This window comes from Kitasatospora sp. NPDC057738, assembly GCF_042798815.1.
Lineage (GTDB): Bacteria > Actinomycetota > Actinomycetes > Streptomycetales > Streptomycetaceae > Kitasatospora > Kitasatospora lactacystinica.
Genome location: NZ_JBHVJT010000138.1, coordinates 1 through 11558 on the forward strand (window position 1 = coordinate 1; position 11558 = coordinate 11558).

General features: G+C 75.6%; 6 protein-coding genes. 1 reads left to right on the plus strand and 5 read right to left on the minus strand.

The window, feature by feature from the left end:
- Window positions 1-138: 138 nt before the first annotated feature.
- The 3 genes from cimA to ACFVGO_RS38640 form a co-directional block, all read right to left on the minus strand.
- Window positions 139-1743, minus strand: coding sequence for a citramalate synthase (gene cimA, locus ACFVGO_RS38630; RefSeq protein ID WP_359915401.1), 1605 nt, complete (start codon window positions 1741-1743; stop codon window positions 139-141).
- 416 nt (window positions 1744-2159) lie between these two features.
- The gene (locus ACFVGO_RS38635) at window positions 2160-3272 is read right to left on the minus strand and encodes a branched-chain amino acid aminotransferase (RefSeq protein WP_359915403.1); all 1113 of its coding nucleotides are present in this window, start codon (window positions 3270-3272) and stop codon (window positions 2160-2162) included.
- Window positions 3273-3520: 248 nt separating this feature from the next.
- Window positions 3521-4558 carry a 3-isopropylmalate dehydrogenase gene (locus tag ACFVGO_RS38640; RefSeq protein WP_359915405.1) on the minus strand — a complete coding sequence of 346 codons (1038 nt, stop codon included), beginning with the start codon at window positions 4556-4558 and terminating at the stop codon, window positions 3521-3523.
- A 269-nt stretch (window positions 4559-4827) separates the two neighbouring features.
- On the opposite strand from ACFVGO_RS38640, the gene ACFVGO_RS38645 reads away from it, so the two are divergent.
- A complete protein-coding gene (locus tag ACFVGO_RS38645; RefSeq protein WP_380636848.1) occupies window positions 4828-7311 on the plus strand; it encodes a YfhO family protein in 2484 nt (827 codons plus the stop codon).
- Between the two features lie 126 nt (window positions 7312-7437).
- On the opposite strand, the gene ACFVGO_RS38650 is transcribed toward ACFVGO_RS38645, so the two are convergent.
- Together ACFVGO_RS38650 and ACFVGO_RS38655 are read right to left on the minus strand one after the other, a co-directional pair.
- Window positions 7438-10791 carry a S8 family serine peptidase gene (locus tag ACFVGO_RS38650; RefSeq protein WP_380636850.1) on the minus strand — a complete coding sequence of 1118 codons (3354 nt, stop codon included), beginning with the start codon at window positions 10789-10791 and terminating at the stop codon, window positions 7438-7440.
- 283 nt (window positions 10792-11074) lie between these two features.
- Window positions 11075-11239: a hypothetical protein gene (locus ACFVGO_RS38655; RefSeq protein ID WP_359901559.1), complete on the minus strand. Its 165-nt coding sequence runs from the start codon at window positions 11237-11239 to the stop codon at window positions 11075-11077.
- Window positions 11240-11558 lie beyond the last annotated feature (319 nt).

An 11558-nucleotide genomic window follows, 5' to 3' on the forward strand; every position in this document is an offset into this window, starting at 1 on the left:
GCGCCGGGGAAGGTGAAAAGAGCCCCCCCCTCACCCGCGGAAAACCTCTTTGGTTGGCGGGGGGGTGGGGGCCAAACACGCTGGTGTCCGGGGGGCCTTTGGGAGATTTCCCCCGGGCCACAGGCGCGTTCGGGGCGACTACTCGGTGGGCTCCAGGCCGGCCCGGATCAGGCCGTAGGTGTACGCGTCCTCCAGCGCCAGCCAGGAGGCGGCGACCACGTTGTCGGCCACGCCCACCGTCGACCAGGTGACGGCGCCGTCGGTGGACTCGATCAGCACCCGGGTCTTGGAGCCGGTGCCGTGCTGGCCCTCCAGGATGCGGACCTTGTAGTCCACCAGCTCGAAGGTGGCCAGCGGCGGGTAGATGCCCTCCAGGGCCGCGCGCAGCGCCTGGTCCAGCGCGTTGACCGGGCCGTTGCCCTCGCCGGTGGCGATCCGGCGCTCGCCCTTGGCCCACAGCTTGACGGTGGCCTCGTTGCCGGTGAAGCCGTTCGGGCCCTGCTCGCTGATGGTCCGCCAGGACTCCAGCGTGTAGAAGCGGTCCCGGCCGCCGCGCACCTCGTCGCGCAGCAGCAGCTCGAAGGAGGCGTCGGCGGACTCGTAGGTGTAGCCGAGGTTCTCCTGCTCCTTCACCCTGGCCACCACCCGGCCGGCCAGGTCCCGGTCGCTGGAGAGGTCGTAGCCGAGTTCCTTGCCCTTGAGCTCGACGGAGGCCCGGCCGGCCATGTCGGAGACCAGCATCCGCATGGTGTTGCCGACCCGCTCGGGGTCGATGTGCTGGTAGAGGTCCGGGTCGACCTTGATCGCGGAGGCGTGCAGGCCCGCCTTGTGGGCGAAGGCCGAGAAGCCGACGTACGGCTGGTGGGTGGAGGGGGTCAGGTTGACCAGCTCGGCGATCGCGTGCGAGATCCGGGTCATCTCGGCCAGCCGGCCCGCGGGCAGCACCCGGCGGTCGTACTTGATCTCCAGCGCGCCGACCACCGGGAACAGGTTGGCGTTGCCGACCCGCTCGCCGTAGCCGTTGGCGGTGCACTGCACGTGGGTCGCGCCGGCGTCCACCGCGGCCAGGGTGTTGGCCACCGCGCAGCCGGTGTCGTCCTGGGCGTGGATGCCGAGCCGGGCACCGGTCCTGGCGAGCACCTCGGCGACGATCTCCCGCACGCCGGCCGGCAGCATCCCGCCGTTGGTGTCGCAGAGCACCACGACGTCCGCGCCGGCCTCGTGCGCGGTGCGGACCACCGACACCGCGTACTCGGGGTTCGCCCGGTAGCCGTCGAAGAAGTGCTCGCAGTCGATGAACACCCGCCGCCCCTGGGAGCGGAGGAACTCGACGCTGTCCCGGACCATCTCCAGGTTCTCGTCCAGGGTGGTGCGCAGCGCGAGCTCCACGTGCCGGTCGTGCGCCTTGGCCACCAGGGTGATCACCGGGGCGCCGGAGGCGACCAGCGCGGCCAGCTGCGGGTCCTCCGCCGCCCTGCCGCCGGCCCGGCGGGTGGCGCCGAAGGCGACCAACCGGGCGTGCTCCAGCTCCAGTTCGGTGGCGGCGCGGGCGAAGAACTCGGTGTCACGCGGGTTGGCGCCGGGCCAGCCGCCCTCGATGAAGCCGACCCCGAACTCGTCCAGGTGCCGGGCGATGGCCAGCTTGTCCGCCACCGTCAGGTTGATGCCCTCCCGCTGTGCTCCGTCGCGCAGCGTGGTGTCGAACACGTGGAAACTGTCGTCGGTACGGGTGACCTCGGTCATGACCCCTGGTTCTCCGTTTCGGGGAGGAAGGTACTGCTCTGCCGGACTTTCTCGTCCCGGCTCCACTGTCCATGATCCCGCGCGCGGTCCCGGTGTCCCCGGGCCCCTTGTGAGGGCCGTCGGCCGGTCCGGGAGAAACAAAAAGACCCCTCGCGGGTGCGAGAGGTCTGCGCGCGGGTCTGGACGCTAGTGGTCGCTCCGCATCGGGTCGTGCGGGAAGCGGTCACTGCGGACCGGCGCGCCTGCTGCTAATCATCAGCGAAAGCGAGGACACGCTCGAAGTCTGGCACAGCTGCCCGGGATCCGGCCCGCTCGTCTCGCGATGCGAAACGGGCGGGCCGGGCGGGTGGGGCGGCCGGGCGCGGGCAGGCCGGAAGGGCGAGCCGGGCCGGGCGGTGCCGGACGGGGTGCGGCGATCAGACGATCTTGTGCAGCCAGTGGTGGGTGTCCGGGGTCTGGCCGCCCTGGATCGACAGCAGGGCCTTGCGCAGCTCCATGGTGACCGGGCCGGGCTCGCCGGCGCCGACGGTCCAGTCGGCGGCGGCGGACTTCACCGAGCCGACCGGGGTGATGACGGCGGCGGTGCCGCAGGCGAAGACCTCGGTGAGGGTGCCGTCGGCGTTGGCCTGCTGCCACTCGTCGGTGGAGATCCGGCGCTCCTCGACGGCGTAGCCGAGGTCGGCGGCCAGCTGGAGCAGCGAGTCGCGGGTGATGCCGGGCAGCAGGGCGCCGGACAGCTCCGGGGTGACGATCCTGGCGTCCTTGCCCTCGCCGAAGACGAAGTACAGGTTCATGCCGCCCATCTCCTCGACCCACCGGTGCTCGGCGGCGTCGAGCCAGACCACCTGGTCGCAGCCCTTCTCGGCGGCCTGGGCCTGGGCGACCAGCGAGGCGGCGTAGTTGCCGGCGCACTTGGCGGCGCCGGTCCCGCCGGGCGCGGCCCGGACGTACTCCTTGGACAGCCAGACCGAGACCGGCTTGATGCCGCCCTGGAAGTAGGCGCCGGCCGGCGAGGCGATGATCATGAAGAGGTAGGAGTTGGCCGGGCGGACGCCCAGGCCGACCTCGGTGGCGAACATGAACGGGCGCAGGTAGAGGCTCTGCTCCGGCTCGTTCGGCACCCAGTCCTGCTCCTGGCGGACCAGCAGCTCGACGGCCTCGACGAAGGTCTCCACCGGCAGCTCCGGCATCGCCAGGCGGCGGGCCGAGGCCTGGAAGCGGGCGGCGTTGGCCTCCGGGCGGAAGGTGGCGATGGAGCCGTCGGCCTGGCGGTAGGCCTTCAGGCCCTCGAAGATCGCCTGGCCGTAGTGCAGGGTCATGTTCGCCGGGTCGATCTCCAGCGGCGCGTACGGCGCCAGCTGGGCGTCGTGCCAGCCCACGCCCTCGGTCCAGCGGACGGTGACCATGTGGTCGGTGAAGACCCGGCCGAAGCCGGGGTTGACCAGCCGGGCCTCGCGCTCCGCTGCGGACAGCGGGTGGGCGGAGGGCTTGAGGTCGAACGTGATGGGCGCCTGGGTGGCCGTGCTCATGGCTGTTTCCTTCACCGTGGGGTTGGTCCGGGCCGCCACCGCCGCAGATACGTTTCGGCAAAATTCGCCGGAATGGACGCACAACGGCACGACCCACTGTCGATACTCGCATCCAGAGGGCCGTGCCGAACAGCTGTCCGCCCTTTTTTCGAGGGCGGCGAGCTGCGGTAATGCGGTCCGGCCCGCCGGGCCGGAAACCTTGTCGGATCCGGCCCGTCGGCCGGAACTCCGCTCCTGGGTCCGGCCCGTCAGCCGGATACTCGGGCGGCGAGCGCGTCGCCGACCTGGGAGGTGCTGCGGGTGCCGGAGCGCTCGGCCAGGTCCGCCGCCACCGCAGCCTCGACCCCGGCGGCCTCGGCGGCGAAGCCGAGGTGCTCCAGCAGCATCGCGACCGACAGCACGGTGGCGGTCGGGTCGGCCTTGCCCTGGCCGGCGATGTCCGGCGCCGAGCCGTGCACCGGCTCGAACATGGACGGGAACTCGCCGCTCGGGTTGATGTTGCCGCTCGCGGCCAGGCCGATCCCACCGGTGACGGCGGCGGCCAGGTCGGTCAGGATGTCGCCGAACAGGTTGTCGGTGACGATGACGTCGAAGCGCTCCGGCTGGGTGACGAAGAAGATGGTCGCCGCGTCGACGTGCAGGTAGTCGGTGGTGACCTCGGGGAACTCCTCGCCGACCTCGGCGAAGATCCGCGTCCACAGGTGCCCGGCGTGCACCAGCACGTTGTTCTTGTGCACCAGGGTGAGCTTCTTGCGCGGCCGCGCCTGCGCCCGGCGGTAGGCGTCGCGCACCACGCGCTCGATGCCGTACGCCGTGTTCAGGCTGACCTCGGTGGCCACCTCCTGCGGCGTCCCGGCGCGCAACGTGCCGCCGTTGCCGACGTACGGGCCCTCGGTGCCCTCGCGGACGACCACGAAGTCGATCTCCGGCTCGCCGCCCAGCGGGGACCGCACCCCGGGGAAGAGCCGGCCCGGACGCAGGTTGATGTGGTGGTCGAAGGCGAACCGCAGCTTGAGCAGCAGCCCCCGCTCCAGCACGCCCGACGGCACGCTCGGGTCGCCGATGGCGCCCAGCAGGATCGCGTCGTGCGACTTCAGCTCCGCCAGCACGTCGTCCGGCAGCGTCTCCCCGGTCCGGTGGTAGCGCCGGGCGCCGAGGTCGTACTCGGTGGTCTCCAGCTTCACGTCGGCGGGGAGCGCGGCACCCAGGACCTTGAGGCCTTCGGCCACCACTTCCTGGCCGATGCCGTCACCGGGAACAACTGCGAGACGAATGGTGCGAGACATGCTCGGACCCTACTCCGCCGTCCCAGGTACTGACACCTGCCGTCCACGATGCGGACTGCCGCGGGTCGTCCGCGGTGCAACCGGTGGCCGGCGGCCCCAGCCGCTCCGGCATCTCCGCATCGGCGGCCGCTGCCACGGGAACACGGTCGCGGGCCGAATCCCACCGGTGCCGTCCCATCACCCCTTCGAGGGGGCGCGCGTGACGTCGGGGGCGCCTGGGGCGTGCTTAGGGTGGGCGGGTCCGGCGAAGCGCGTGGAACGGGGTGCGGATGGGCGAGCGGCGGCGGGAGGTGCTGGTCTGCGGGGGTGCCGCGGGGCTGGCCGCGGGCGGGTACGGGCTGGCGGCGGCGCTGAGCGGGCAGTGGCCGGCCGGGGCGGAGGCGGTCGCCGTGCCCTACCACGCCCACCTGTGGGACCTGCTGCACGGGCAGGCCGCCGGGGACCTGCTGGTCAACTGGAACAGCGGCTACGGCGCCCCGTTCCTGGCGGACTTCTTCGCCTACCTGATGAACCCCTTCTCCTGGCCCACCGCGCTGCTCCCCCGCGACCAGGGCCGGCTCGCCGTCCTCCTGGTCACCCTGGCCACCATCGGCCTCGGCACCGCCCTGATGACCCGGCTGCTCGGCCGCCTCCACCCGGGGCCCCGGTGGCTGCGGGCACTCGCCGCGGTCGGGTACGGGCTCTGCGCCTGGGTGCTGGACGTCGGCGGGGCGGCCCCGATGTGGCTCTGGGGCCTGGTCTCGCTGCCCCTGCTCGGCCTGGCCGCCGACTGGTGCCTGCGCGAGCGGCACTGGGTGGCCGGGGCGCTGTGCGTCGCGCTCGCCTGGGCGGGCAACCTGTACACGGCCGCGCTGGCGACCCTGGCGGCCGCGCTCCTGTTCGCCGTCCGGCTGTTCGCCGCCCCGCGCCCGCTGCGCCACCGGGTCCGGGCCACCGGCCGGGCCGTCACCATGGCCGCCGCCGGGGTGCTGCTCGCCTCCCCGGTGCTGTTCGTCGCGGTGCCGGCCGCCCGCCTGGCCCAGCCGGAGTCCCCGGTCGAACCGCTCGGCCCGTCCGGCGTCGGCGCCCACCTCGCCCGGCTGCTGCCCGCCACCCACGGCGGGCAGCGGCTGCCGGACGTGGCGATCGGCGTCTTCGGCCTGCTGGTGGTGTGCGGGCTGCCGTTCAACCGGCGGGTGCGGCCGCGGGAGCGCGCCCTGTGGTGCACGGCGCTGGCGCTGGTGGCGGCCGGCTTCCTCTGGACCCCGACCGTGCTGGTCTGGCACGGTCTGGCGATCCCGGCCGGCGGGCCGTACCGGGTGGCCTTCGTGCTCAGCGGGCTGCTGGTGCTGGCTGGCTGGGTCTCGCTGGCGCACCGTCCGGACCGGCTCACCGTGCTGTGCGGCGCCGCCGTGGTGGCGCTGATCGCCGGCCTGGCGGCGGGCCGGCACACGGTGCGCCCGGCCACCTGGGTGCTGCTGGCCGTCGGCGGCGCCGTCCTGTCGGCCGCGCTGTGGCTGCTGGACCGCCGGCACTCCGACCGGCGGGCGAACGCGCTGGCCACCTGGGTGATCGGCGGCGCGGTGCTGGGCAACGCCGTCTGGTCGGGGTACGCGGCGCTCGGCTCGGCCCCCTCCGACGACGTCTCCCCGGCGGCGGTCCGGGCCGGGCACGCGACGCTGCGCGCGGCCGACGACTGGCCGCGCGGCCGCAGCGACCCCGGGCCGCACGCCTTCACCCCGAACGACCCGCTGCTGCTGAACGGCCAGGGCGGCGGCTGGTTCAGCAGCTACCTGCCGACCGTCACGGCACTGCTGCTGCACGACCTCGGCGCGGGCTGGACGGCCGGCGGGCGGCAGACCGAGAGCGTCACCGATCCGGTCGGGCAGGCGCTGTTCGGGGTCCGCGTCCACCTCGACGAGGGGCCGGCGCCGCGTTCCTTCACCCCTGTCCGGGCGGCCGCCACGCCGCCGCTGGTCACCGTGCTGCCCCCGGGCGCCCGGCCGGAGAGGTCCTCGGTCTGGGCCCGGCAGGAGTCGCTGCTCGGCAGCCAGGTGTACGACGCCCCGCTGCCCGTCCCGGCGGGCGGGCCGGCGCCCACCCTGCACGGCACCAGCGGCTGGTCGGTGCCGAGCGGCGGGGAGGGCACGGTGTTCACCGCCGCCTGCACGCCGGGCGGGACGGCCTACTTCCACGGGCTCTGGTACCGGGGCACGGTCAGCGGCCTCGGCAGCGCCTTCCGCAGCGACGGCGAGCAGCCCACCACCGCCGTGCCGATCCACCGGCTGGGGACCGTCCCGGCGGACGGGGTGGTCCGGGTGACGCTGCGGTCGGACGTGGTGAGCCAGGTGCCCGCCCGCCCGATCGGCTGCCTGCGGGCCGGTGCCCTGGAGGCCGCGGTCGCCCGGCTGACCGCGACCGGCGCCACCCGGGTGGAGGCCGGCGGGCACACCCTCACCGCGGCCCTGCCGGCGGGTTCCACCGGCACCGCGCTGCTCTCCGTCCCGGCCACCGAGGGCTGGACCTGTGCGGTGGACGGCGGCCGCCGCACCGCCCCCACGCCCGTGCTCGGCATGATCGGCGTCCCCCTGGGCGACGGCGCCTCCCGGATCGCCTGCGCCTTCCGGCCGCCCGGGCTCACCGAGGGCCTCGTCGTCGCCTCCGCCACCGCCGCCGTCCTCGCGCTGGTCGCCGTCTTCGCCCGGCTCTCGCGCCGCCCCACCCGCCCCCCGCGCCGCGACCGCCGCCGGGCGGCGCGGCCGGCCGGAGCGTGACGGGGGCGGGCGGAGCGCGACGAGGGCGGACGAGCCGCCGGAACGTGCCGGGGCGGCCCGCCGGAGTGCCGGCGGGCCGCCCCTATCCCTATCCCGGTCCCGTGATCGGGTCTCCCGACCCCGTGGTCAGGGCAGGTCGAGCACCTGGGCCCGTCGCTCGGCCGGGTTGAGGTGGTGCAGCAGCAGGAGCCGCGAGGTGCCGCCCCGCGACCGGTGCACGTCGAGGACGGCGCCCGGGCCGGCCGGGACCACCACCGCGGCCGGGCCGGTGAGGCCGGCCCGTACGGTGAGTGCCGGCCGCAGCACGTCCAGCGGGACGGTCGGGACGGTGCCGTTCAGTCCGATGGCGCAGAGCGCGTCGGCCACGTCCGGCGTACCGGCCCCGGCGTAACCGGTCCACACGCCGTAGCGGACGGTGCTGTGCCCGGGCGCGACGCCGGGCAGGGCGCTCAGCCGGACGGGCAGCACCAGGACGTCGCTGTCGAGCAGGGCGGTGTCGGTGTCGCCCCAGTGGGCGTTGAGCGGCTGGACGTCCAGTTCGGCCCCGGTGCGGGCGTCCAGGGCCCGGGAGACCAGGACGTCGCTGCCGCGCAGCCGGTCGGCCTTGAGGACGACGTCGGTGCTGCCGTCCCCGTCGGTGTCCAGCGCCACCCGCACCCCGTACAGCCCCACCGGGGTGGCCGCGGGCGCCCACAACTGCGCTCCCACGTACAGCAGTTCGGAGTCGACGGCGGCGCCCGCGGCGCGCAGGTCGGCGGACCGCTCGCCGGGGTGCTCGACGCAGACCTCCTGCGCCGGGTCCGGCTCCTCCCCGGTGCCCTTCGGCCGGACGCCCGCGCCCGGCGCGATCGCCGCGGCACCGCCGCCGGGCGGGCAGTCCGGCCAGCGGATCCCCTCGCCGCCGAGCGCGAGGGCGCTGACCAGCCCGGGCTGTTCGCCGGGCGCGGCGCGGCCGCCGAGGGTGACCAGGGTGCCGTCCCGGGCGGTGCGGACGGTGGCCGTCGCCGTGAGGTCGCCGGTCGGGCGGGGGGCGGCCAGCACCGGGATCCGCAGCTGCGGCGGCGTGTCGTCGCCGACGGGCGTGAGCAGCACCCGGCCGGAGAGCTCGCCCCGGTAGCTGCGGGCCCGGCCGCCCTGCACGGTGTCGACGGTCGGGTCGGGCGCCCGCCCGAGCTCCCCCGGCACGGCGAGCGTCACCCGCACCCGGGCGGTGCCGCCCGCCGGGACGTCCACCCGGGGCGGCGTCACCCGGTAGGAGGCGCCGGGAAGTCGGGTGGCGGCCGCGTAGGAGGTGCGGTAGGTCAGCGGCGCGGCCGAGGTGTTGCGCACCTCGATCTCCCGGGTCACCGCCGTCGGCCCGCCGACCTCGACCGGCCCGAAGGAGACCCCGACGACGCCCTCCACGGCGCCCTCGCCCACCGCGTAGGCGACGGCGGGCGTGCGGACCGCCCGGTCCACCCGGACCCGCCCGGCGCCGGTGCGCTCGGGCCCGTAGACCGGCCCGCCGCGGTCGTCGCCGAGGTAGGTGTCCACGGTGGTGTTCATCAGCGCGGCCTTGACCTGCTCGACCGGCCAGTCCGGGTGCGCGGCGCGGACCAGCGCGGCGAGTCCGGCCACGTGCGGGGTGGCCATCGAGGTGCCGCTCTCGCGCTGGCCGCCGGCGCCGCTGCCGACCAGGCTGGACCAGATGCTCTCGCCGGGGGCCGCCAGGTCGGGCTTGACCACGCCCGGCACGCCGATGCCGCGCGAGGTGAAGTCGGTCAGGGTGTCGACCCGGGCCGGCTGGTCCTGCGCGACCGAGCCGTGCAGCGTGTTGCCGGGCGCCGCGAGCCGGATCCGCACCGGCCCGGCGGCCGCGGCCTGCCGCAGCCGGTCGCCGTCGGCGTGCGCCAGCAGCGCGGCCGGGATCCGGTCGTTGCCGGAGATCTCGGCCAGGTGGTCGGAGTCGGCGGCGTACAGCGCGCCGATCGCGCCCGCGTCGGCGGCGTGGTCGGCGCGCGGGCCGGAGTTGCAGGCCCGGTCGGCTTCCCGGGTGCGCCAGGCGAGCAGCGCGATCCGGCCCTTCAGCCGCTGCCGGTCGGCCTCGCTGAAGTCGGCGCAGCCGTCCGACTGGTCGGCGGGCAGGGCGAGTTCGCCGCTGACGTCGCCGGTGGACCAGCCCTGGTAGCGCTCGCTCCAGTGCGCCGGGACGATCCCGGCCCGCTCGGCCGGGGCGAGCACGGTGATGCCGTCCACGTCGGCGTGGCCGTGCACCGAGGCGGCGACGGTGATCGCCCGGGCGGCGGTGCCGGGGCTGCCGCCGATGCCGTACACGTCGCCGTCGTTGCCCGCCGCCGCGACCACGACGGTGCCCAGTTCGGCGAGCCGGTCGACGGCCAGGGCGTCGGTGTCGTCGGTGCTGCCGAAGTGGCTGCCGAGCGAGAGGTTGACGACGTCCAGCCGGTCGCTCAGGTCGCCGTCCCCGTCGGGGTCGGCGGCCAGGTCGAGCGCCTCGGCGACCCGGTCGGTGGAGCCGTCGCAGCCGAACACCCGGATCGCGTACAGCTGGGCGCCGGGGGCGGTGCCGGGGCCGATCCGGAAGCCGGCCGGGTCCAGCCCGGGCCCGTACGGACCGGTGTACGGGCGGCCGTCGGCGGTGACGCCGTACCCGGCGGCGGTACCGGCCACATGGGTGCCGTGCCCGTTGCGCACGCAGTCGATCGGGTTGGAGCCGGGGTGCGGCACCGGCTGGTGGTGCGGGGAGGCCGGGTCGGGGTCGTAGTCGTCGCCGACCAGGTCCTTGCCGCCGACCACCTTGGCGTTGGGGAAGAGCGCGGGCGGCGCGGGCTTGCCGCGCTCGACCGAGCGGAAGGCCTCCTCGGTGCCGGGTCCGCCGAAGTCGGCGTGGGTGTAGTCGATGCCGCTGTCGATGATCCCGATCCGCATGCCCTGCCCGGTGCCGGCCGTCCGGTCGCCGGCCCAGACCTGCGGGGCGCCGGTCAGCGGGACGGAGTGGGCGTTGTCGCGCCGCTTGGCGACGATCGGGTGGACGGCCCGGACGCCCGGCAGTGCCCGCAGCGCGGGCAGCCGGTCGGCGGGCGCGCTGACCGCGAGGCCGGTGAGCACGGTGCGGGTGCGGTAGAGCTCGCGCGCGGCGGGTGCCGCCCGGTGGACGGCGCCGGCGAGCCGGTCGAGCGCGTCCACGGTCCGGGACCGCTGGGCGGCGCCGGCCCGCGCGGCCTCCCGGCGGACGTCCTCCGGGGAGCGCCGGGCCCGCCGGGCCCCGTCGGCGGCGCGCCGCCAGGCGGAGCCGGTCGTCTCGGTGGTGAGTTCGAGCAGGACGGAGGCCGTTCGGCCCGCCCCTGGCGGTCCGGCCGTTGGTGGTCCCGCGGTCGGTGGGCCGCCGGCCGCCGGGGTGGCGGCGAGGACGGCGCTTCCGGCCAGCAGGGCCAGGGTGAGGCCGATCCGGGCGGCGGGTCGGCGGACGGGTGGCTGACGCACTGGGCCCTCTCCCCCGGCAGGGGGACTGATCCGCACTCCGTGTCGCTGACGCCCGCCCACGCGAACGTCGATCACCCCTCCGAGAGCCCCAAATTAGGATGATCGCGCCGACGGGGACGAGCAACTTCCCTCGGACGGAGCGGGGTTGCACTCTACTGGGTGACATTCCGAGCGCCCGTACGGCCCATTCGGCCGATGAACGCCGGCCGGCACCCGGCCCGACACCCGGCCCGACGGCGGGGCCGGCCGCCGGACGGCGGCGGTCACCCGGGGGCGGGGCCGGTCAGTGGTGGCCGGTCGCGCCGCCGTTGTCCCGGCGGTCCAGCGAGCGCTGCAGGGCGGCCGCCGCGAAGGGGTTCCGATCGGCGGCCCGGCGGCGGCGCGGGGCACGGACGGGGGCGGTGGCGGGGGCGGACGTGGCGTGACGGTCGGCGGCGGTCGGCGACATACCGGGCTCCTTGGAAGCGGCGCCGCGGAGGGCGGGCGCGAAGAGGGGGGAGGGAGCGCGGGAGCAGGGATCGCCTGCTCGTGAAGGCGCACGCGCACACGGGCCGCACACCCTGGCTACAGGGGCGGCACACCGTATGGCCCTTCCACGGTACGGCCGCGCCCCGGCCGTGTCTGCACGAATACTTGGATTTCCTAGTATCTGAGACGGGCGTCACCCGGGAGAACGCAGCAGGGGCCGGGGGGGCGGTTTCAGGGGGGTTCGGTGGCCTCCTGTGTGGGGGAGGGGGGACCCAAGGTGCACAAACCGCAAAAGGGGA